The 20,574-nt window shown below is 67.3% G+C and carries 20 protein-coding genes; 11 read left to right on the top strand and 9 right to left on the bottom strand.

The window, feature by feature from the left end:
* Positions 1 to 45: 45 nt before the first annotated feature.
* Genes FHW64_RS32260 through FHW64_RS32305 form a run of 10 tightly spaced genes read left to right on the top strand, consistent with a single transcriptional unit; the run spans position 46 to position 10,651 of the window.
* Entirely contained in the window at positions 46 to 1,164 is a 1,119-nt protein-coding gene (locus tag FHW64_RS32260) for an ABC transporter substrate-binding protein (RefSeq protein ID WP_184533216.1), read from the top strand.
* 25 nt (positions 1,165 to 1,189) lie between these two features.
* Positions 1,190 to 2,056 (top strand): branched-chain amino acid ABC transporter permease, encoded by an 867-nt coding sequence (locus FHW64_RS32265; RefSeq protein WP_184533218.1) that lies wholly within the window; start codon positions 1,190 to 1,192, stop codon positions 2,054 to 2,056.
* Entirely contained in the window at positions 2,053 to 3,852 is a 1,800-nt protein-coding gene (locus tag FHW64_RS32270) for an ABC transporter permease subunit (RefSeq protein ID WP_184533220.1), read from the top strand. Before FHW64_RS32265 ends, FHW64_RS32270 begins: the two co-directional genes overlap by 4 nt.
* Positions 3,849 to 4,562 (top strand): ABC transporter ATP-binding protein, encoded by a 714-nt coding sequence (locus FHW64_RS32275; protein WP_184533222.1) that lies wholly within the window; start codon positions 3,849 to 3,851, stop codon positions 4,560 to 4,562. The genes FHW64_RS32270 and FHW64_RS32275 overlap by 4 nt, the downstream gene beginning before the upstream one ends.
* Before the next feature lie 23 nt (positions 4,563 to 4,585).
* The gene (locus FHW64_RS32280) at positions 4,586 to 5,515 is read left to right on the top strand and encodes an SMP-30/gluconolactonase/LRE family protein (RefSeq protein ID WP_184533224.1); all 930 of its coding nucleotides are present in this window, start codon (positions 4,586 to 4,588) and stop codon (positions 5,513 to 5,515) included.
* Complete coding sequence (locus FHW64_RS32285) at positions 5,505 to 6,677, top strand: acyl-CoA dehydrogenase family protein (RefSeq protein ID WP_184533226.1); 1,173 nt, start codon at positions 5,505 to 5,507, stop codon at positions 6,675 to 6,677. The genes FHW64_RS32280 and FHW64_RS32285 overlap by 11 nt, the downstream gene beginning before the upstream one ends.
* A gap of 13 nt (positions 6,678 to 6,690) precedes the next feature.
* Positions 6,691 to 7,740 carry a hypothetical protein gene (locus FHW64_RS32290; protein WP_184533228.1) on the top strand — a complete coding sequence of 350 codons (1,050 nt, stop codon included), beginning with the start codon at positions 6,691 to 6,693 and terminating at the stop codon, positions 7,738 to 7,740.
* Positions 7,737 to 8,939, top strand: coding sequence for a CaiB/BaiF CoA-transferase family protein (locus FHW64_RS32295; RefSeq protein ID WP_184533230.1), 1,203 nt, complete (start codon positions 7,737 to 7,739; stop codon positions 8,937 to 8,939). Before FHW64_RS32290 ends, FHW64_RS32295 begins: the two co-directional genes overlap by 4 nt.
* Positions 8,936 to 9,709 (top strand): enoyl-CoA hydratase-related protein, encoded by a 774-nt coding sequence (locus FHW64_RS32300; protein WP_184533232.1) that lies wholly within the window; start codon positions 8,936 to 8,938, stop codon positions 9,707 to 9,709. Before FHW64_RS32295 ends, FHW64_RS32300 begins: the two co-directional genes overlap by 4 nt.
* Before the next feature lie 12 nt (positions 9,710 to 9,721).
* Complete coding sequence (locus FHW64_RS32305; protein ID WP_184533234.1) at positions 9,722 to 10,651, top strand: SMP-30/gluconolactonase/LRE family protein; 930 nt, start codon at positions 9,722 to 9,724, stop codon at positions 10,649 to 10,651.
* On the opposite strand, the gene FHW64_RS32310 is transcribed toward FHW64_RS32305, so the two are convergent.
* The 9 genes from FHW64_RS32310 to FHW64_RS32350 are packed head-to-tail and all read right to left on the bottom strand — an operon-like array spanning position 10,638 to position 19,756.
* A complete protein-coding gene (locus FHW64_RS32310; RefSeq protein ID WP_184533236.1) occupies positions 10,638 to 11,621 on the bottom strand; it encodes a tripartite tricarboxylate transporter substrate binding protein in 984 nt (327 codons plus the stop codon). The two genes, FHW64_RS32305 and FHW64_RS32310, sit on opposite strands and share 14 nt — an antisense overlap.
* Positions 11,622 to 11,639: 18 nt before the next feature.
* A complete protein-coding gene (locus FHW64_RS32315; protein WP_184533238.1) occupies positions 11,640 to 12,005 on the bottom strand; it encodes a DUF6285 domain-containing protein in 366 nt (121 codons plus the stop codon).
* 12 nt (positions 12,006 to 12,017) lie between these two features.
* Positions 12,018 to 13,028 (bottom strand): phosphotransferase family protein, encoded by a 1,011-nt coding sequence (locus FHW64_RS32320; RefSeq protein WP_184533240.1) that lies wholly within the window; start codon positions 13,026 to 13,028, stop codon positions 12,018 to 12,020.
* A complete protein-coding gene (locus tag FHW64_RS32325) occupies positions 13,025 to 13,999 on the bottom strand; it encodes a nitronate monooxygenase family protein (RefSeq protein WP_184533242.1) in 975 nt (324 codons plus the stop codon). The genes FHW64_RS32320 and FHW64_RS32325 overlap by 4 nt, the downstream gene beginning before the upstream one ends.
* A gap of 7 nt (positions 14,000 to 14,006) precedes the next feature.
* Positions 14,007 to 14,990 carry a tripartite tricarboxylate transporter substrate binding protein gene (locus FHW64_RS32330; protein WP_184533244.1) on the bottom strand — a complete coding sequence of 328 codons (984 nt, stop codon included), beginning with the start codon at positions 14,988 to 14,990 and terminating at the stop codon, positions 14,007 to 14,009.
* A gap of 28 nt (positions 14,991 to 15,018) precedes the next feature.
* Positions 15,019 to 15,897 (bottom strand): crotonase/enoyl-CoA hydratase family protein, encoded by an 879-nt coding sequence (locus tag FHW64_RS32335; protein ID WP_184533246.1) that lies wholly within the window; start codon positions 15,895 to 15,897, stop codon positions 15,019 to 15,021.
* Between the two features lie 10 nt (positions 15,898 to 15,907).
* A complete protein-coding gene (locus FHW64_RS32340) occupies positions 15,908 to 17,440 on the bottom strand; it encodes an acyl-CoA synthetase (RefSeq protein ID WP_260306536.1) in 1,533 nt (510 codons plus the stop codon).
* A gap of 11 nt (positions 17,441 to 17,451) precedes the next feature.
* Positions 17,452 to 18,588, bottom strand: coding sequence for an acyl-CoA dehydrogenase family protein (locus tag FHW64_RS32345; RefSeq protein WP_184533248.1), 1,137 nt, complete (start codon positions 18,586 to 18,588; stop codon positions 17,452 to 17,454).
* A gap of 7 nt (positions 18,589 to 18,595) precedes the next feature.
* Entirely contained in the window at positions 18,596 to 19,756 is a 1,161-nt protein-coding gene (locus tag FHW64_RS32350; RefSeq protein WP_184533250.1) for an acyl-CoA dehydrogenase family protein, read from the bottom strand.
* 65 nt (positions 19,757 to 19,821) lie between these two features.
* Here FHW64_RS32350 and FHW64_RS32355 point away from each other — a divergent pair, with 65 nt between their 5' ends.
* Positions 19,822 to 20,571, top strand: a complete 750-nt coding sequence (locus FHW64_RS32355) for a FadR/GntR family transcriptional regulator (RefSeq protein ID WP_184533252.1) — start codon at positions 19,822 to 19,824, stop codon at positions 20,569 to 20,571.
* The last annotated feature ends 3 nt before the right edge of the window (positions 20,572 to 20,574 follow it).

A 20,574-nucleotide genomic window follows, 5' to 3' on the forward strand; every position in this document is an offset into this window, starting at 1 on the left:
TCGATTCAATACTTTAATGGTAGAACCATTAAGGAGACAAGCGTGATGCGCAGCATTCTTTCTTCCGCGATGCGCGGCCTCGTCGGCGCAGGTGTTCTTGCCGGGCTTCTCACGGGGGCGCCCGCGCTCGCGCAAGAGGTCAAGATCGGCGTGCTCTATCCGATCAAGACCATGCTCGGCCAGCAGGGCCGCAACGGCTCGGAGATCGCCGCCGACATGATCAACGCCAGCGGCGGCGTGCTGAACGGCCGACAGCTCAAGCTGGTGGTGTACGACGACAACTACCAGCCCGCCGATGCCGTGGCTGCGGCGCGCAAGCTGCTCAGCGAAGACAAGGTGCCGGTCATCGTCGGTGCGATCAACACCGCGGTGTCGCTCGGCGTGACGCAGGTCGCGCAGCAGAGCGGCGCGATGTTCCTCGCCGCCGTGACGAAGGCGCCGCAGGTCACCGAGTACGACCGCGCTTTCCGTTTCAATCCGCTGGTGTCCACCGACGGCGAGGTCTTCAACCAGTACCTCAAGGACAAGGTGAAACCGCAGCGCATGGCCGTGGTGGTGGAGAACGGCGACTACGGCCGCTCGATCATCGCGAGCATGAAGAGCAGCTTCGGCAACGCGGTCGTCGCGACAGAGCTGTACGAGATCCTGAAGCAGACGGACTTCAGCACGGTTGCCGCGCGCGTGAAGGCGGCCAACCCCGATGTGGTGTGCATGGCTTTCTCCGCGCCGGAGCAGGGCGGCAGCCTGCTGCGTACGCTGGCCGAAGCGGGCGTCAACGCCAAGCGGTGCATCCTGCCCGGGTCGGTGACGCCTGCGCTGCTGCAGGTGGCCGGGCCGGCGGCCGAGGGCGCGTTCACGCTCGACATCTGGGCGCCGACGATGAGCACCGAGACCAACCGCAAGTTCGTTGATGCCTACCAGGCCAAGTACAAGGCGATGCCTGGCAAGGTGGACTTCCTCGGCTTCGAGAGCATGTGGATCCTCGGCCAGGCCATTCGCAAGGCCGGCACGGTGACCGACACCGCCAAGCTCGCCTCGACCCTGCGCGATGGCACCTGGGATTCGCCGCGCGGCACGGTTCGCTTCCCGGGCAACCAGGCGACGTCCGACAAATGGGTCGTGCTGGAGGTCAAGGACGGAAAGATCGCTTCGTCAGGCGATTGAAGTCGAAGAACGCGACACGGAAGCCATGACCGAAGCGCTGCTTCAGCAACTGCTCAACGGCTTGTCGATCGGCTTCGGCTATGCGCTGATCGCACTGGGCCTCACGCTCGCCTTCGGCGTGCTGCACATCATCAACTTCGGCCACGGGGAAGTGGTCATGCTCGGCGCCCTCACCGTGGTGCTGGCGAACAAGCTGCTGGGCCTGCCCTATCTCGCGGCGTTGCCGCTTGCGATGCTGGTGGGCGCGATCGTCGGGTGGGTCTTCGATTGGCTCGCGGTGTCGCCGCTGCTGCGCCGGGCGGATGGGCGCACCGACATCCTGCTCACGACTTTCGCAGTCGGCGTGCTCTTCAATCAGGCCGTGCTCTCGGTGTGGGGACCGGCGCCGGCGCGCGTCGACGGGCTGCAGGGCCGCATCGAACTTGCGGGCGTGGGGCTGAGTGCGCAGCGCCTGTTCGTCATCGTTGCCAGCATCGTCGCGCTGGTGGTGCTGGACCTGCTGGCACGCCGCACGCGCTTCGGGGTTGAGATGCGCGCGCTTGCGCAGAGCGAGCATGCCGCGCGCGTGGTGGGCATCAATGTGAAGTCGGTGGGCACGCGCGCATTCCTGCTCGCTGCGGTGGTCGGCGGCCTCGGCGGTGCGCTGCTGGCACCGATCACGTCCTACTCGCCGATGCTGGGGCAGGCGGTGCTGATCAAGGCCTTCGTGATCGTGGTGCTGGGTGGCCTCGGCAGCGCGGGCGGTGCAGTGCTGTGCGCACTCGCGGTGGGCGTGATCGAAGCGATGCTTGGCCTCGTCATGGAAGAGGGCATGGCCGCGGCCACGGTGTATTCGCTGATGCTCGTGGTGCTGCTGGTGCGGCCCCAGGGCCTTGCAGGAGCGGCACGATGATCCGGACGCTGCGCGACATGCTGGTCGGCATCGCCGTGGCGGCGCTTCTGGCGAGCGTCATCCGCTCACCGTACCTGCTGGATGTTGCCGCCTACGCCGCTGTGCTCGCGATCTTCGTGCTCGGCGTGTCGGTGACCTTCGGACAACTCGGCTACGTGAGCTTCGGGCATGCGGCCTTCCTGGGATTGGGCGCGTACACCGTCGGCATTCTGGTGACGCAGCACGGGTGGAACTACTGGGCTGCTGTGCCGCTGGGCATCCTGCCCGGCCTGTTGCTCGGCGGGCTGGTGGGCATCGTGTCGGCGCGGCTGAGCGGGGCCTACTTCGCCATTGCAACGCTGGTGGTGGCCGAGATCCTTGTGCTGCTCGTGGTCAACTGGGTGGACCTCACGCGCGGCCCCATGGGATTGATGGTGACGGCATCGCCGCTGCCGCTCGCGCAGAACGTGGGCTGGAATGCGCAGCAGGGTTATCTCTTCGCGGTGATCGCAGCGCTCGCCATCGCCTTCGTGCTGCTGCGCAACCTACGTGGCAGTGCAACCGGGCGCAGTTGGACCGCAATCCGAGAGGCACCGGCGTTGGCCGAATCGCTCGGCATCGCGACCGTGCGCTCGCGGGTGCTGAACATCGCGGTATCAGGCGGCGTCGCCGCGCTGGCCGGGGCGCTTCTGATTCCCAAGGTGTTCGTGCTCTCGCCCTCGCTGCTGGGCGTGACCTATTCGGCCACCGGCATCCTGGGCGTGATCCTCGGCGGCAAGGCGACCTTGGTGGGCCCTGTTCTGGGCGGGGCACTGTTCGCGATCATTCCCGAGGGCCTGCGCTTTCTCGGCGACCTCAACTTCGCGGCTTTCGCGCTGATGCTGCTGCTCGCGGTGCGATTGCTCCCGGGTGGCCTCGTGGGTTGGCTGGTCGACCGGCCAGCCTTTGCACGTTGGCGCGCGGCGCGTGCGTCGCATACATCCGAAGACTCACAGCCAGAGCCCCTCGCGCCGCGGCAGCATCGCGAAGGCATGGTGCTCCAAGTCGCCGGCGTGAGCCGTCATTTCAAGGGACTCAAGGCGGTGCAGGATGTGTCGTTCGATGTGCGCGCGGGCGAGATCCTCGGGCTCATCGGTCCCAATGGCGCCGGCAAGACCACGCTGTTGAGCATGCTGTCGGGCTTCCTGTCGGTGAGTACGGGCGCAATCCGCGTGCGCGGGCAGGACATCGCGGGGCGCCCCGCCCATCGCGTGGCTCGTCTGGGCGTGGTGCGCAGCTTCCAGCAGACCGCGCTCTGTGCGGGCCAGACCGTCGCAGCCAACATGGCGATCGCCAGCCACCTGCATCGGCCCGGAGGCTTCTGGAGCGCGCTGCTGCGGACCCCGGGCTGGCGGGCGCGCGAGCGGGAGCGCACCGCGCATGCACTGGGCTGTCTCGCCGAAGTCGGGCTGCTGGCACGTCGCGACGACTTGGCGGGCAGCCTGCCCTACGGTGAACAGAAGCTGCTCGGCGTGGCGATGGCGCTTGCTGCGCAGCCTGAACTCCTCTTGCTCGACGAACCGGCCGCCGGCCTCAACCAGGTCGAAGCGACGCGTCTCGCCGAAGTGCTGCGCGGCCTGCGCGACAAGGGCATGACGCTGATCGTGGTCGACCACAACCTGAAGATGCTGATGTCATTCGTCGATCGCGTTGTGGTGCTGCACCACGGCGTGAAGATCGCCGACGGCGTTCCGGGCGACGTGACGCGCATGCCCGATGTGGTGTCGGCCTATCTCGGCAGCGCGCCTGCCGCTCCGGTCGAGGAGCTGGCCGCATGACGTCTCCACTGCTGCAGATCGAAAACCTCGATGTCCGCTATGGCGAAACGCGTGCACTCGTCGACGTGAGCATGACACTCGGCGCACGCGAGGTTGTTGCGCTGGTCGGTGCCAATGGCGCGGGCAAGTCCTCGCTGCTCAATGCGCTGTTGGGGCTTGTGCCGCAGGCAGGTGGCGCAGTCACCTTGGCTGGCAAGCGCATCGAGACGCTGCCCACCCGCGAGCGCATCGCCACGGGGCTCGCACTGTCGCCCGAAGGCCGGCGTGTGTTTCCGGATCTCTCCGTCGAGGAGAACCTTGACCTGGGCGATCTGGGGCGCGACCCGGCCGCGCGGCGTGAGCGACGCGAGACGGTGTACCGCTGGTTCCCGCGACTGCGCGAACGTCGGCAGCAACTCGCCGGCACCTTGTCAGGCGGCGAACAGCAGATGCTGGCGATCGGCCGCGCGCTGATGGCGCAGCCGCGCGTGCTGATGCTGGACGAACCCACGCTGGGGCTTGCGCCGCTGATCGTGCAGGAGATCGCGGCCTTCATTCGGCACATCCGTTCGACCGGCGTCTCGGTGTTGCTGGCCGAGCAGAACGCCGAGATGGCGCTGTCCGTTGCCGATCGCGCCTACGTACTCCAGAACGGCGAGGTCGTGATGCACGGCGGCGCTCGCGAACTGGCTGCGCATCCGGATGTGCGCGCCGCTTATCTCGGCCTGTAGATGCGCCCCAAGAGGAACCGTCGATGAAGATCGTTGCAGAGAACCTGGACTTCCCCGAGGGCCCCGTCGTCCTCGCAGATGGCTCGCTGCTGGTGGTGGAGATCGAATCGGGAAGCCTCACCCGCGTGTTCGGCGACGGGCGCCGCGAAGTGGTGGCGAAGACCGGCGGCGGCCCGAACGGTGCCGCCATCGGTCCGGACGGCGCCTGCTACGTATGCGATGGCGGTGGCTTCGAATGGCATCAGCATGCGGACGGAACGCAGACGCCCGGCCTGCAGCCGTCGGACTATTCCGGCGGCCGCATTCAGCGTGTGGACCTGCGCACCGGCAAGGTCGAGGTTCTCTACACGCACAGCAACAAGGCGCCGCTCAAGGGACCCAACGACATCGTGTTCGGCGCCGACGGCGGCTTCTGGTTCAGCGACCTCGGCAAGCGTCGCCAGCGCGACATGGACCACGGCGCGATCTGCTGGGCGCGGCCCGATGGCAGCGAATGCAGGGAGGTCATCTTTCCCATGAACACGCCCAACGGCGTGGGGCTCTCGCCCGACGGCAAGCGCCTGTATGTGGCAGAGACCGCACCAGGCCGCCTGTGGGCCTTCGATGTGATCGAGCCGGGGCGCATCGCACGCGCGCCGGACTCTCCGGCACCGCACGGCGGCACGCTGGTTGCGGGCCTGCCGGGCTACCAGCTCTTCGACTCGCTGGCGGTGGAGGCGGATGGCCGCATCTGCGTGGCCACGCTCTTCAACGGCGGCATCACCGTCATTGCGCCCGACGGCAGCACGATCGAGCACGTGCCGCTGCCGGACCGCTTCACCACCAACCTCTGCTTCGGCGGGTCGGACATGAAGACGGCGTACATCACGCTGTCTTCCACAGGCCGTCTCGCCGCGGTGGACTGGCCGCGCCCCGGACTGCGGCCGCACTTCTTCAAACGCGATGGACTTTGAACACAGCCCCCGTACCACCGAGCTGCGCGAGCGGCTCGCCGCCTTCATGGATGCGCACGTCTACCCGGCCGAGCGCGCGGCGCACGAGCCTGCCGTCATGGAAGAACTCAAGGCGAAAGCGAAGTCGCAGGGCCTGTGGAACCTGTTCCTGCCCGACAGCGAGCACGGCGCCGGCCTGAACAACCAGGACTACGCACCGCTGGCCGAATTGATGGGGCGATCGCCGATCGCGCCCGAGGTGTTCAACTGCTCCGCGCCCGACAGCGGCAACATGGAGATCCTGGCCCGCTACGGCACCGAGGCGCAGAAGGAACGCTGGCTCATGCCACTCCTGGAGGGCCGAATCCGCTCGTGCTTCTCGATGACCGAACCGGCAGTAGCGTCTTCCGATGCCACAAACATCGAAGCCGAGATCCGGCGCGACGGCGATCACTACGTGGTCAACGGTCGCAAGTGGTGGACATCTGGCATCACCGACCCCCGCTGCGAACTCATCATCTTCATGGGCAAGACGAATGCCGCGAGTGAAGACAAGCACCGCCAGCAGTCGATGCTGCTGATTCCGCGCAACACGCCCGGCGTGCGCGTCGTGCGCAACCTGGAGGTCTTCGGCTGGGACGATGCGCCGCACGGCCACTCGGAAGTGGTGTACGACAACGTGCGCGTGCCGGTGGAGAACATCCTGCTGGGCGAAGACCGCGGCTTCGAGATCGCGCAGGGCCGCCTCGGGCCGGGGCGCATCCACCACTGCATGCGGCTGGTGGGTCGCGCCGAACGCTGCCTGGAGCTGATGTGCGCGCGATCGAAGGAGCGCGTCGCTTTCGGCCGCCCGATCGCGAACCAGACCGTGACCATGGAGCGCATCGCGCAGGCGCGCGTGTTGATCGACCAGACGCGCCTTCTCACCCTGCATGCCGCCTGGAAGATGGACACCGTCGGCATCAAGGGTGCGCGCAAGGAGATCGCCATGATCAAGGTCGCCGCGCCCTCCATGGCCTGCCAGGTGATCGACTGGGCCATCCAGGCCCATGGCGCTGCGGGCCTGTCGCAGGACTTCATCCTCGCGCGCTCGTATGCACAGGCGCGCGGCCTGCGCATTGCCGACGGCCCCGACGAAGTACATCGCAACCAGATCGCCCGCCTCGAGCTGGCGACCCATTGAAAGGATTCCCCTCATGTACATGCCGCCCGATACCCGACTCAAGCTGGACCCCCGCGACGAATACACGCACCCGCCCGAAGCGGTGGGCAACTACAACGAGAGCATGTATTTCAATGCCTTCGATTCCGCGCGCCGCATCGGCGCATGGGTTCGCGTGGGCAACCGGCCCAACGAAGGCCATGCGGAGATGACCTGCTGCGTCTACCTGCCCGACGGCCGGGTGGGCTTCATGTTCGCCCGCCCCAGCATCACCGGCAACGAACGGATGTCGGCCGCGGGCATGACCTTCGAGGTGATCGAGCCCTTCAAGCGGCATCGCGTGACCTACGAGGGCGACCTGCTGGTGATGGACGATCCGCTCGCCATGGCGGACCCCAGCACGGCGTTCAAGCGCTATCCGAAGCGGCCCGCGTCGATCGCACTGGACTTCGAAGGCGTCTCGCCCATGCACGGCGGCGAGATCGTCGACATGCAGGGGCGTCCGATCGAACTCGACCCCGAGCACGCGGTGTATCGCGGACACACCGAGCAGAACATGGCGGTGAACGGGCACATCACCGTGGACGGCGTGAAGCACGATCTCGTCGGCGGGACCGGCTATCGCGACAAGTCCTGGGGCCCTCGGCACTGGCACAGCTTCTTTTGGTACAAGTGGCTGCCCGTCACCTTCTCGCGCGATTTCGGCATCCTGCTGTCGATCAAGGGGCGTCCCGAGGGTGGCCCGAACCGCATCAGCGGCAACGTGCTTCGCGATGGGGTCTACGAACCCGTGATCGACGGCCGCATCGAGACCGAGTACGACGAGGCGTGGATTCCGAAGGGCCTGACCGCGTGGGTAACGACCGAGCGCAAGACCTATGTGATGAAGGGCCGCATCGTGACCACCGTGCCGTTGCGGCACCGGAAGGTCGGAGCCCGCGACTTCAAGACCTACACGCGGATCACGGAGAGCATGTCGGAGTACACCTGTGAAGGCCACACCGTTCTGGGCATGACGGAGTACTGCGACCTGATGAACGACGGCGTGCCGATTTCGGAGCGGCAAGCGGACGCCGTGCAATGAGCGTCTTCAGCGGCCTCAGGGTCCTCGACGTCGCAAGCTTCATCGCCGGCCCAGCGGCGGCGACGATCCTTGCCGACTTCGGCGCCGATGTGATCAAGGTCGAAGTGCCCGAGGGCGATGGTTTCCGCAAGACCGTCCTCAATCCGAACCTCGCGTACTCCGAGCACAACTATCTCTGGATGCAGGGCGCGCGCAGCCGGAGAGCCATCGCGCTGGACCTCAAGAAGCCCGAAGGCCAGGCGGTGCTGCATCGGCTCGTGCGCGAGGCCGATGTGCTCATCACCAACTACCCGCTGCCGGTGCGTGCCCGCCTTGGGTTGGCGTGGGAGACGATTCGCGAGCTCAATCCGCGCCTTGTGTATGCATCGCTGACGGGCTACGGCGAGACCGGCCCTGAAGCCGGCAAGCCGGGCTTCGATGCCACCACCTACTGGGCTCGCAGCGGGCTGGCCGATCTCACGCGGCCCGACCCCGAAGGCCCGCCCGCGAATCCGGCCAACGGTCTGGGCGACCAGCCCACTGCAGTCACGCTGTTCTCGGCGATCGTCACTGGCCTGTACGCGCGCGAGCGCACGGGCAAGGGTGGCATGGTGAGCACCTCGCTGTTGGCCAACGGCGCATGGGCGAATGCGATGGCGATTCAGGGCATGCTGGTCGGCGGACAGCTGGTGTATCGGCAGCCACGCAGCCAGCCGCGCAATGCGCTCACCAACTTCTATCGCTGCCGCGATGGCCGATGGTTCATCCTGAGCCTTGTGACGGAAGAGCGCGACTGGGAGGCCTTTCTGCGCGCGATCGAACGTCCCGCGCTTGCTCAGGACCCGCGCTTCGCCGCCACGCCGGCGCGACGCGAGAACGCACCGACGCTCGCTGCGCTGCTGGACGAGGTTTTCCAGGAGCGCGACAGCGCGGAGTGGACCTCGCGCTTCGGCGACGAAGGGCTCACGGTCGGCGTGGTCGCACGCAGTGGCGATGTGCTGGGCGACGAGCAGATGCGCATCTGCGGCGCACTGGTGCCGGGCGAAGGCATTCCGGGCACCGGTCTGACGGTCAGCAGTCCGTTTCAGGTCGACGGCGCAGACAAGACCTATCCGCGACACGCGCCCGGCATCGGCGAGCACACCGACGAGGTGCTGCGTGAAGCCGGCTACGGGGAGGACGAGATCGCGCGCCTGCGCTCGGGCGGAGCGGTGAAATGAGCGTGGTGCTGCGCGAGGACCACGACGGTGTCGCGCTCATCACGATCAACAGGCCACAGGCGCGCAATGCGATCAATGCCGAGGCTGCGCTCGCGCTCGCCGGCATCGTGGCCGATGTCGAGCGCGATCCTGCTGTGCAGGTTGCGATCCTGACCGGTGCCGGCGACAAGGCCTTTTGCGCCGGTGCCGATCTCAAGGAACTGGCGAGCGGCTCCGCGCCCGGCGGACGCTCCACATCCGAAGGCGGCTTCGCCGGCTTCGTGCACGCCCCGCGCGAGAAGTTGTGGATCGCAGCAGTGAACGGTGCGGCAGTCGCAGGCGGTTTCGAGCTCATGCTGGCTTGCGACTTCACGATCGCATCGGTCAATGCAGTATTCGCCTTGCCGGAAGTGAAGCGCGGACTGGCTGCGACCGCGGGTGGTGTGTGGCGACTGCCGCGCAACATTGCGCGCGGCGTGGCGCTGGAGATGATCGCCACCGGTGAGCCGATCGATGCCGCCGAGGCACTGCGTCTCGGCCTCGTCAACCGTGTGACGGCGCCTGAACACCTGATCCCCGAAGCGATGCGTGTGGCTGCCCTGGCGGCGGCCAATGCACCGCTGGCCCTGCGCGCCAGCCTCGCGCTCGCGCGCCGAGCCTTCGACCTGAACGATGCCGTGTTGCGCGCCGAAGCCGATGCGACGGGTCGCCGCGTCATGGCGAGCGCCGACGCGCGCGAAGGCCCGCGTGCGTTCGCCGAGCACCGACCACCGCGCTGGACTGGCGCATGAAGGAGCAAGAACATGGATGAAGACTTGAAGATCCTGGCCACCGGCCTGCAGTTTCCCGAGGGACCGGTGGTCCTTGACGACGGCTCCGTGCTGTTCGTGGAGATCGCGGCTGGGCGCTTGAGTTGCCTGCGTCCAGATGGACGCGTGGAGATTGTGGCCAAGCCCGGCGGAGGCCCCAACGGCGCGGCGATCGGGCCGGACGGCGCCTGCTATGTCTGCAACAACGGTGGCATGCAGTGGCACACCGATCCGAGTGGCGGGCTCTATCCTCATGGCCGGGCAGCGGACTACGACGGCGGACGCATCGAGCGCATCGACCTCGCGAGCGGCCGCGTCGAGCGCCTGTACGACCGCACCAGCAACGGGCCGCTGCAAAGTCCCAACGACATCGTGTTCGACGCGCACGGCGGCTTCTGGTTTACCGATCTCGGGTCGATGGGACACGATGCGCTGCATCGCGGCCGCATCTGCTATGCGCGGGCCGATGGTTCGTCGATCCGCGAGGTGGTGTTCCCGATGCTCACGCCCAACGGCATCGGCCTGTCGCCGGACGGCCGATGGTTGTACGTGGCCGAGACCGTCACCGCACGCGTATGGCGCTTCGCCGTCAGTGGGCCGGGCGAACTGGCGCTGCACGGCTGGCCGGCACTGACGCCCGGCGACATGCTGTTCGCCTCGCCCATCTATTGCATGTTCGATTCGCTCGCGGTCGAGGCTGGGGGCAATGTCTGCGTCGCGACCATCGGCGCGCCAGGCATCGCGGGCATCACGGTGATCGACCCGAACGGCGCGCTGGTCGAGCGGGTGCCGATGCCGGACCGCTCCACCACCAACATCTGCTTCGGCGGCGCCGACGGGCGCGACGCGTACATCACGCTGTCGCGCTCGGGGCGCCTCGCGGGCACGCGCTGGGCCCGCGAGGGTCTTCTCACTCCATCGTGATGCCGGTCGCCTTGATGGCGTCGGTCCAGCGGGTCGTCTCTTCCTGCACGAAGCGCCGGGCCGCGTCGGAGGTACCGCCCTCGGGCTGGAAGCCGTAGGCGAAGATGCGCGCCGATATCTCGGGCGTCTGGACGATGCGCGTGATCTCGGACGACAGCCGGTCCACGATCGGCTTGGGTGTGCCCGAGGGGACCGCCATCACCGACCAGCCCGAAAGGCTCACCGCGGGATAGCCCAGCTCACCGAAAGTGGGCACGTCCGGAAAGTCCTTCAGCCGGTTGGGCAGCGCGACGGCCAGCAGCTTCATCTGCCCCGCCTGGGCTTGGGCAGCGAGCGTGCCCGCTGCGCCGATCACGACGGCGATCTGCCCACCCAATGCGGCCTGCACGGCCGGCGCCTCGCCCTTGAAGGGCACGTGGACCATGTTGATACCGGCCTGCTGCGCGAACATGCTGCCCAGGATGTTGGCCGAACTGCCTGGGCCGCTGGTGCCGTAGTCGACGCCTTCCTTGCGGTTGCGTGCCCATGCGATGAAATCGCGCAGGTTGGTGGCGGGCACATGCTTGGCGACGGCAAAGCTGTTGGGCAGCATCGCCACCAGCGACACCGGCGTGAGCTCCTGCAGCGTGTATCCGGGCGACTTCACCATCAGGCTGGTGAGGATGAGGCTGCTCAGCGTCAGCACCATCGTGTTGCCGTCCGGCGGTGCCTTCGCGACCACGCCATAGGCGATGGCGCCATTGGCGCCGGCGCGGTTGTCCACCACCACCGGCTGTCCGAGCGAAGCTGCGAGGCGCTCGGCGATCAGGCGAGCGGTGCCGTCCAGTGCGCCACCCGGCGGCGTCGGGATGACGATACGAAGCGGCCTGTCGGGCCAGCGGGCGCTGTCCTGCGCACCGGCAGCGCCGGCGAATGCGAACGAGGCGGCGGCCAGGGCGCAAAGGGCCCGGCGTCGGGTGGTGTTGAGCATGCTTTGTCTCCTTGTTGTTCAGGCGCGTTCGGTGGTCCAGGCGGGGCTGTCGATGGCCAGTGCTTCGCGCAGGCTTTCGCGGAGGTGACGGATCAGCGCCTCGTCAGCGAGGTCTGCTGCGCCGGACTCGATGCGCTGCGCCAGCGCCGTGCGCAGCGCCGGCAGGTCCTCGTCATCCGTGTCGAGCAGCGCCTGCAGCCGTGCGTGCTCGGCGGCATCGGCCGCATCGCCCAGTGCGAGTTCGCGCGTCAGCAGTCGCAGCACGTTCACGATGACGCGCGTGCGAAAGCGCGGGAATCCGGCGAGCGCGGGAAGTACATCGCGTTCGAGGTCGTCGGCTGCGGCCTGCAGCAACGTCGAGGCGGGTGGGACGAAGGCGGGCATGGGTCGTTCTCCTCAGTCCTTGGCGGTTGCGAGCGTCATGAAGTCCCACAAAGGCTCTTCCAGGCGGCGTCCGATGGCGGCGAGTTCGCTGCTCGCGGGCTTTCCGTCCGCACCGCGCGCGAGGCCACGCCGCACGCATGAGATCGCCCACTTGAGGTTGGACATCGCTTCCCAGAAGCGCACGCGCCGTGGATCGACCGAGATGCCCGAAGCGCGCTCGTAGGCCGTGTACAGGTCCTCGCGCGAACCGAAGCCACCGACTTCGCCCTTGCCGCCGAAGCGCCAGCTGCGCATGCACAGCACGCCGAGATCGTGCATCGGATCGCCGATGCGTGCGATTTCCCAGTCGAGCACGCAGCGCACGCCTTCGGCCGGATCGACGATCAGGTTGCCGGTGCGGAAGTCGGCGTGCACCACGCGGGCCTGATCGTCCGGTGGGAGGCGCTCGCCGATCCAGCGCACCGCATATGAGAGCGCGGGATGCACGAAGGCATGCTCCTTGAGCAAGCCGGCGTAGATCGCAAGCTCGTCAGCCGGGCTCAACCGTGCGAGGAAGGGGAGCCCGTCCACCGGCATGCGGTGGATGGCAGCGAGGATCTCGCCGCACTGTGCAGCGAGGCGCGGACGCACGGCGTCGAAAGCGGCATCGGCCACGATGCGCTTGCCGAGTGCCTCGCCGTCGATGCGTTCGGTGATGTAGCCGCCGCCGAGTCCGTCCGCGGGCGCAAGCACATGCACGACGCGCGGCGCTGCCACGCCTGCTTCGCGCGCGACGATCATCAACGCGGCGTCTTCGTCGCCCGAGAGTTTGGGCGGTCGGCGGGTGGAGGTTTCCGCATCCTGCATACGCGGGGGCGTCTGCTGAAGGATGAACGGATGACGGCCTTCGTCGTCGAGCCAGTCGAAGGACCATGTCGTCTTGGTCGCACCACCGGTGAGCCGCGCCAGCGACTGCACTTCGCCGCGGCGGCCGTTGCGCGCGAGTACCGCCGTGAGAGCGCCGCGCGTCTGTTCGTCGTTCATGCCGCTGCCAGAGCCGCTGCGGCAGCGAGCCGCGCGCGGCACTGCGCAACCATGCGTTCGATCAACTCGCCGCACGAAGGAATGTCGTCGATCAATCCCGCCACCATGCCGGCCCAGATCACGCCATTGGTGGTGTCGCCACTCTCCAGCGCTGCACGCCCGCGCTGCCCGTTGACCAGCGGCCGCAGCACTTCGAAGGCCGCGCCGCCCGGGCGATGCTCCAGCTCGAGCACTTCCTCGGAGACAGGATTGAGCAGCACGCGCGAGCTGTTGCGCAGCGTGCGCATGATCAGCCGCGTCTCGTTCTCGCGCGCCTTGACCAGTGCCTGCTTGACGTTGTCATGCACCGGTGCCTCGCGCGTGGCCACGAAGCGGGTGCCCATGTTCACGCCCTCCGCGCCGAGCGACAGGGCCGCTGCCATGCCGCGCCCATCGGCGATGCCGCCGGAGGCGATCACCGGAACGTTGAGCGCCGACACCGCGGCCGGAATCAGCACGAGGCCGGGTACGTCCTCTTCGCCCGGATGGCCCGCGCATTCGAAGCCGTCGATGCTCACGATGTGCACGCCGCGCTTCTCGGCTGCCAGCGCGTGGCGCACCGAGGTGCACTTGTGCACGATCACGATGCCAGCGGCACGCAGCCGATCGAACACCGCTGCGGGCACGTTGCCGGCCGTCTCCACGATGCGGATGCCGCCTTCCACGATCACGTCGAAGATGCGCTCGTAGGGCGGCGGATTCACGGTCGGCAGCATGGTGACGTTCACGCCGAAGGGCCTGTCGGTCATCGCGCGGCAGCGCTCGATCTCGCGGGCGAGGTCCTCGGGCGTGGGCTGGGTCAGCGCGCCGAGCGTGCCGAGCCCGCCAGCGTTGGATACAGCGGCGGCCATCTCGGCACGGCCGACCCATTGCATGCCGCCCTGGATGATCGGATAGCGGATGCCCAGCAGTTCGGTGATGCGGTTCTTCATGTTTTCTTCAGTCCAGGCGAATGTCGTTCTCGCGCGCGATGCGGGTCCAGCGCTTCAGGTCTTCCTGAAGGAACTGCGCGAACTCGGTGTTGGTGTTGGCCACTGGTTCGTAGCCGAGCTGATAGATCTTGGCCTGCACGTCAGGCAAAGCCGTGATGCGGCGGATCTCCTGCACGTACTTCTCCACGATCGGCGCCGGCGTGCCGGCCGGCAGGAACATCGCGCCCCAGCCGGGCAGGTTGATGTCCGGATAGCCGAGTTCGGCGAAGGTGGGCAGGTCGGGAAAGGTCTTCAGGCGATTGGGCGAGGCCACCGCGATCAGCTTGACCTTGCCGGAGGTGATCTGGTTGGCATAGAAGCCCACCGAGCCATAGGCCAGCGCGATCTCGCCGCTCGCCACGTCGGTGAAGGACGCAGCCTCGCCCTTGTATGCGGCGTGCTTGATCCGGATGCCTGCGGCCTTGTTGAGGCCTTCGCCGATCAGGTGCGCGCCGGAGCCCACGCCGTAGCTGCCGAAGGTGTATTTCTCCGGGTCCTGCTTCGCGAGGCGGATGACGGCCGCCAGATCATTGGCCGGCAGCGCCGCGTTGGCCGCGAGCGCGATCGGAAAGCTCGCCACCAGCGACACGGGCGCGAGGTCGCTCATCTTGTACTGCGGGTTCGACTGCAGCACCAGGTTCTGGATGAAGCCGCTGATGGTGAAGAGCGCGGTATAGCCATCGGCCGGCGACTTGGCGACGTACGAAGTCGCGAGGATGGTATTGGCCCCGGGCTTCGGTTCGACGATGACCTGCTGGCCCCAGGCCTCGGTGAGCTTGGCCGCGTACAGGCGCGCCAGCGCGTCCATGTTGCCGCCCGGCGCCGTGGGGATCACGATGCGGATCGGCTTGTTCGGGAAGGGCGCGTTCTGCGCCGCTGCGGGCAACACCGCACCCAGCGTCAGGGCGGCGGCAAGGACCGCGCGTCTAGCGCGCGTGAAATGCTTCTGCATGCTTGTCTCCTTGTAGGACCGGGGAAATTCACCAGCTCGGCCGGGCGACGCCCTCGCCGAAAGGCTCGTCGCGCTTGCGCACTGCAGCCTTGAAGCCGAGCGTTGCGACCTCGGCATCGAAATCCTTCTTGGCTCGCGAGAGATGAGCGCGTGCATCCATCTCGGCCGCCAGACGCGGCAAGGTCCCGGCACCCGCCAGCTCGAGCGCGAGGTTGACGATGCGCTTCTGGGTTGCCAGCAGTTCGGGGTCGACGGTGGCGAGGCGATTCGCGAGCGTCGATACCTCTTCCTCCAGGCGATCGGCCGGAGCGCTCGCCACTACCAGGCCGATGCGCGCAGCGTCGGTGCCGCTCACCACGTCGCCGCTCAACAGAAGGCGCTTGGCCCACTGCGGCCCGACGTTGTAGATCCACATGTGGTTGGGCGGCGATCCCATCGCGCGCGTCGCGGGGAAACCGATGCGCGCGTCGTCGGCCGCGATGACCATGTCGCAATAGAGCGCGAGGTCCGTCCCACCTGCCACGCAATGGCCGTGCACCTTGGCGATCACCGGCTTGTGCACCACGAAGGCAGTGCGCAGCAGCTCCTGAAAGCGCTCCAGCTTCCACACGTCGTCGTCGAAGGAGCCGCTTCCGCTGCGGTAGTCGAGCGCGGCATCGCCTTCGGCGGCGTAGCGTGCGTAGGCTGACTTCATGTCGTAGCCCGCGCAGAAGTCCGGGCCTGCGCCTTCGAGCACGATCACGCTCACGCTGCGCAGGTCGTCCGCCTCCAGCAGCGCGGCGCGCAGCTCGGAGAGCATCTCCCACGACAGCGCATTGCGCCGGTCCGGTCGGTTGAGGGTGATGCGCGCGACGCGCTCTCTCACCTCGAAGGTGAGGTGTTCACTGGATTGCAGCCACTTGCCCATGCGCTGCCCCTCAGATCTTGCGCCCGGCGTTCTGCCAGAACGGGTCGCGCAAGCGGCGCTTGAAGATCTTGCCGCTGTCCTCGCGCGGCAGCGATTCGTGGAAGTCGATCCGCTTGGGCACCTTGAACTTGGCGAGACGTTCGAGCAGATAGGCCCGGATCTCCTCCGGTGTGACTTGCGACTCGGGCATGCGTTCGACGGCTGCAGCGAGCGATTCGCCGAAGTCGTCGTCGGGAATGCCGAACACCGCGCAGTCCTTCACGCCGGGGCACTGGGTCAGCACCATCTCGATCTCGGCCGGGTAGATGTTGGTGCCACCGAAGATCACCATGTCCGAACGGCGGTCGCAGAGGTACAGGCGCCCCTCCTTCATGTAGCCCACATCGCCCAGGCTGACGAGGCCGTCGCGCTCCACGCTCTTTCGCTTCTCTTCGTGGTTGAGATAGGTGAAGTCGGCATACGCTGGCACGCGGGCGAAGATCTCGCCGATCTCGCCTTCGGGCAGGCGATTGCCCTCCTCGTCATAGAAGGCCATGCGCGTGCCGGGCGTGGGCATGCCGACGCAACCGGGATGCTCCAGCCAGTCCTGCGGCGTGGCGAGCGTGGCGGTACCGACTTCAGTACCGCCGTAGGTCTCGTAGACCACAGGGCCCCACCAGTCCATCAGGTCCTTCTTCACCTCGCGCGGACACGGTGCACCGGTGTGCGTCACCCATCGCAGCGAGCGCACGTCATAGCGGTTGCGCACCTCGGGCGGCAGCTTGAGCATGCGAACGAACATCGTCGGCACCATCACTGCGTTGTCGATGCGGTGCGTCTCGATCAGCGAGAGCGTTTCTTCCGGATCGAACTTGGACTGCAGCACCAGCACGTCGGCCGTCATCAGCGCCTGACGGCCGTACGCGTTGGGCGACGCGTGGTAGAGCGGGCCGCTCACCAGCGCACGCACGCCGGGCTTGAGTCCGTAGACGCTGGCGAACAACTCGACATAGGCCTTGCTTTCCTCGGGCGTGGCGGGCTGGCGCTTCACGCCCTTTGGATGGCCGGTGGTGCCGGAGGTGTAGATCATGGTCGCGCGGGCGCGGCGCGGCGGTGCCTGCAGTGGCTCGAAGCGCTCGGCCCATTCGCGCCACACCGTGTCGCCCGGCAAGGGCCGCGCGAGTTCGGCCGGGACGCCGTAGCGCTGCTGGATTTCCGGCGGGGTCGGCACCACGAAGACGCGGATGCCCGCGGGCACGAGCGCGCGGATAGGCGCGAGCAGGTCGGCATGCGCGATCAGCACCTTCGGCTTCGCGTCTTCGAGCACGTAGATCACTTCTTCCGTGCGGCCGTGCCAGTTGAGCGGCACGCCGTAGGCGCCCACTGCGGCTGCGGCCTGCTGCACTTCGAAGAAGGCGAAGTCGTTGCGCAGCAGCAGGGCGACGGTGTCGCCCTCGCTCACGCCGAGTTGTTCGAAGCCGGTGGCTGCCTGCTGCGCCACGCGCAGCACCTCGTCGCGCGTCACGCCGCGGCCGTCGAGGTAGATCATGGGGGTGATGCTCATCGGTGTAGGTCTCAAAGAAGGGCAGCCGCGAGACGCGCGGCATGGGCGTCGGCGTCGCCGAACATCTGGTCGAGCACGTGGATGCGCCGCAGGTAGTGCCCGACGGCGTATTCCTCTGTCATGCCGATGCCGCCGTGAAGCTGGATGGCACCGAGCGCCACGTTGCGCGCGTTGCGGGCAACGGAGAGCTTCGCGCGGTGCAGGTCGAGGGCACTGTCTTCCGCGCTGGAATCGTCTGCTGCGACCGCCGCGGCCATGGCCATGCTGCGCGCCATTTCGAGGCTGACCAGCATCTCGGACGCGCGATGGCGCAGCGCCTGGTTTTCGCCGATCAGTCGGCCGAACTGCTTGCGCGTGCGCAGGTAGTCCATCGCGAGTTCGAAGGCGGCCTGCGCGGCGCCGCTCATGTCGGCGCACACGGCGGCGATGCCAGCGGCCACGGTGCCGTCGATGGCAAGACGTGTGCGAGTCGAATCTTCGGGGTTGGCCAATGGCTGTGCCGCGGCCTGCTTCAGCACCAGTTCGCCTGCTGCCGTGTCATCGACCAGGCGGAACTCGCGCAGTGCGACGCCTGCGTCCTTGGCGTCCACGAGGAACAGCGCGCAGCCATTCGCGTCGGCCGGTGCGCCGGCGATACGCGCACTCACGATGAAGTACTGCGCCAAGCCGCCGGACAGGACGTTCGACTTGATGCCGTCGAGCTTCCAGCCGCCGTCCTTGCGTTCGGCGCGCGTTTCAATCCACAGTGGCGCGTGGCGGCCGGCGGGTTCGTCATGCGCCCAGGCCGACACGATCTCGCCACTGGCCATGCCCGGCAGCAGTCGTGTCTGCATCGCTTCGTCGGCGCCGAGGCGCAGGGCGGTGCCTGCGAGCACCGCGCTGGCCAGGAAGGGTTCCATCGAGAGCGAACGGCCGAAGGCCTGCATCGCGGGCAGCAAGTCGCGCGCACCGCCGCCGAAGCCGTCGAGCGATTCGGGCACCGGCAACGCGGTCAGGCCCAGCTCCGCCAATCCAGCCCAGGTCTTCTCGTCATGCGCTGCGCCGGAGGCGGTGAGCGCACGACGCTTCTCGAATCCATAGCGATCGGCCAGCAGGCGGGAAAGGCTCTCCGTGAGCGCCGCCTGATCCTCATTCAGTTCGAAATTCATGATTGCCTTATCCGACGATGGCCTTGGCCAGGATGTCCTTCTGCACTTCGGTCGTGCCGCCGTAGATCGACGCTGCGCGCGAATAGAAATAGCGCGGCGTGATCGGGCCGTGCGTGACTTCGTCGGCGGAGCGGCGCTCCAGGCCGCCCGGGCCGACGATGCGTGCAAGAAGCGCATTGATCTCCTGCTGCAGCTCGGTGCCCTTGAGCTTGAGCACGGACGCGAAGGCCGGCAGGCGCTTCTGCTCGCTGTCGGTGAGCAGGAAGCGCCAGTTGGTGATCTCCAGCGCGCGCGTTTCGGCCTCCAGCATGGCGATGTCTGCGCGCAGCTTGGGGTCGTCGAGCAGCGGCTTTCCAGCCTGCGTGTAGCGCCCGGCGAGTTCGCGCGCGTAGTCGAGCCGCTCGCGGCACAGGCCGACGTTGGCGATGCCGGTGCGTTCGTTCGACAGCAGGAACTTCGCGCAATCCCAGCCCTTGTTCTCCTGGCCGACGAGGTTGGTTGCGGGCACGCGAACTTCATCAAAGAAGACTTCGTTGAGGTGATGCTCGCCGTCGATGGAGTGGATCGGCCGGATCGTGATGCCGGGCGTGCGCAGGTCGATCAGCAGGAAAGAGATGCCTTCCTGCTTGCGCGCTTCGGAATCGGTGCGCACGAGGGCGAACACCCAGTCGGCCAGATGGGCGGTCGTGGTCCAGATCTTCTGGCCGTTGACGATGTAGTGATCGCCTTCGCGGCGCGCGGCAGTGCGCAGCGACGCGAGGTCGGAGCCGGAGCCGGGCTCCGAGAAGCCCTGGCAGAACCAGATGTCGAGGTTGGCCAGGCGCGGCAGGAAGTAATCGCATTGCGCGGGCGTGCCGAACTTCATCAGCACCGGGCCGAGCATGCCGACGTTGAACACCTGCGGCAGCGGGGCGGGGGCGCGATAGGTTTCGTCGAGCAGGATCAGGCGTTCCATCGGGCCGAGGTCGGCGCCGCCGTAGCGCTTCGGCCAGTGCGGCGCAGCCCAGCCACGCTCGTTGAGGATGCGCTGCCAGATCACGGTGTCCTGCTTGCGCGGCGGATGGCCGGCGCGCAGGCGTTCGCGGATCTCTGCAGGTAGTTTTTCGCGGATGAAGGTGCGCACCTCGTCACGGAAGGCGCGCTGTTCGGGGGTGAGGTCCAGGTCCATGGCGAATCATCTTATGGTTCAACCAATGAATATGCAATACTGCGGAACCCTCAAAAGGATCTTTCATGACCAACGAATCGCTCTTCCAACCTGTGCGCACCCGGCGCGGCTTCGAGGCCGTGTGCGACCGCATTCGCGAACAGTTGATGAGCGGCGAGCTGAAGCCGGGCGACCAGCTCCCCGGTGAACGCGAACTGGCTGAGCGCTTCGGCATCGGACGCGCGGCAGCACGCGACGCATTGCGCAGCCTCGAGGTCTCGGGCGTGGTGGAAGCGCGCAAGGGCATCCAGGGCGGCTTCTTCATCAGGAATGGCGGCAGCGGCGGGCTTGCGCAGACGGTACAGGACATGGTGTCGCTCGCACAGGCGTCACTGGAGAACGTGATGGAAGCGCGCACCGAGATCATCTGCGTGGCGATCCGCCTCGCCTGCCCGCGCGCAACGGATGAGGAGTTCGACGTGATCCAGCGCGACATCGACCTGCATGCGGATCTGTTCCGCCTGGGGCGTGCATCGCGCAACACGCAGTCGGTGATCGAGTTCTACCGGCTCATCGCGCAAGCGACGCACAACCCGCTGGTACTGATGATGGTGGATGCCCTGTCGGAGGCATACCGCGCGATGCTCGCGAGCGTGGACCCGCGCCCGAACAAGGACATCATGGTGGTGCGCCAGCGCGTGCTCGACCTCATGCGAAAGCGCAACGCGCAGGCCGCCTCCGATGCCATGGCGGAACACCTGCGAAGGGTGACGGAATACCTCATCAGCGAGCGGGACAAGAAACCCAAGCGGCCCTCGACGCGATCCGCCAAGTAGCAG

Source organism: Variovorax sp. Sphag1AA (genome assembly GCF_014192575.1).
Classification (GTDB): Bacteria; Pseudomonadota; Gammaproteobacteria; order Burkholderiales; family Burkholderiaceae_C; genus Variovorax.

What these genes read in the sequence shown, in the direction of transcription:
- FHW64_RS32330 (WP_184533244.1), bottom strand. Translation starts at nt 14,990, where the DNA reads ATGCAGAAGCATTTCACGCGCGCTAGACGCGCGGTCCTTGCCGCCGCC.
- FHW64_RS32270 (WP_184533220.1), top strand. Translation starts at nt 2,053, where the DNA reads ATGATCCGGACGCTGCGCGACATGCTGGTCGGCATCGCCGTGGCGGCG.
- FHW64_RS32315 (WP_184533238.1), bottom strand. Translation starts at nt 12,005, where the DNA reads ATGCCCGCCTTCGTCCCACCCGCCTCGACGTTGCTGCAGGCCGCAGCC.
- FHW64_RS32275 (WP_184533222.1), top strand. Translation starts at nt 3,849, where the DNA reads ATGACGTCTCCACTGCTGCAGATCGAAAACCTCGATGTCCGCTATGGC.
- FHW64_RS32350 (WP_184533250.1), bottom strand. Translation starts at nt 19,756, where the DNA reads ATGGACCTGGACCTCACCCCCGAACAGCGCGCCTTCCGTGACGAGGTG.
- FHW64_RS32345 (WP_184533248.1), bottom strand. Translation starts at nt 18,588, where the DNA reads ATGAATTTCGAACTGAATGAGGATCAGGCGGCGCTCACGGAGAGCCTT.
- FHW64_RS32340 (WP_260306536.1), bottom strand. Translation starts at nt 17,440, where the DNA reads ATGAGCATCACCCCCATGATCTACCTCGACGGCCGCGGCGTGACGCGC.
- FHW64_RS32280 (WP_184533224.1), top strand. Translation starts at nt 4,586, where the DNA reads ATGAAGATCGTTGCAGAGAACCTGGACTTCCCCGAGGGCCCCGTCGTC.
- FHW64_RS32310 (WP_184533236.1), bottom strand. Translation starts at nt 11,621, where the DNA reads ATGCTCAACACCACCCGACGCCGGGCCCTTTGCGCCCTGGCCGCCGCC.
- FHW64_RS32295 (WP_184533230.1), top strand. Translation starts at nt 7,737, where the DNA reads ATGAGCGTCTTCAGCGGCCTCAGGGTCCTCGACGTCGCAAGCTTCATC.
- FHW64_RS32300 (WP_184533232.1), top strand. Translation starts at nt 8,936, where the DNA reads ATGAGCGTGGTGCTGCGCGAGGACCACGACGGTGTCGCGCTCATCACG.
- FHW64_RS32260 (WP_184533216.1), top strand. Translation starts at nt 46, where the DNA reads ATGCGCAGCATTCTTTCTTCCGCGATGCGCGGCCTCGTCGGCGCAGGT.
- FHW64_RS32325 (WP_184533242.1), bottom strand. Translation starts at nt 13,999, where the DNA reads ATGAAGAACCGCATCACCGAACTGCTGGGCATCCGCTATCCGATCATC.
- FHW64_RS32290 (WP_184533228.1), top strand. Translation starts at nt 6,691, where the DNA reads ATGTACATGCCGCCCGATACCCGACTCAAGCTGGACCCCCGCGACGAA.
- FHW64_RS32335 (WP_184533246.1), bottom strand. Translation starts at nt 15,897, where the DNA reads ATGGGCAAGTGGCTGCAATCCAGTGAACACCTCACCTTCGAGGTGAGA.
- FHW64_RS32320 (WP_184533240.1), bottom strand. Translation starts at nt 13,028, where the DNA reads ATGAACGACGAACAGACGCGCGGCGCTCTCACGGCGGTACTCGCGCGC.
- FHW64_RS32305 (WP_184533234.1), top strand. Translation starts at nt 9,722, where the DNA reads ATGGATGAAGACTTGAAGATCCTGGCCACCGGCCTGCAGTTTCCCGAG.
- FHW64_RS32355 (WP_184533252.1), top strand. Translation starts at nt 19,822, where the DNA reads ATGACCAACGAATCGCTCTTCCAACCTGTGCGCACCCGGCGCGGCTTC.
- FHW64_RS32285 (WP_184533226.1), top strand. Translation starts at nt 5,505, where the DNA reads ATGGACTTTGAACACAGCCCCCGTACCACCGAGCTGCGCGAGCGGCTC.
- FHW64_RS32265 (WP_184533218.1), top strand. Translation starts at nt 1,190, where the DNA reads ATGACCGAAGCGCTGCTTCAGCAACTGCTCAACGGCTTGTCGATCGGC.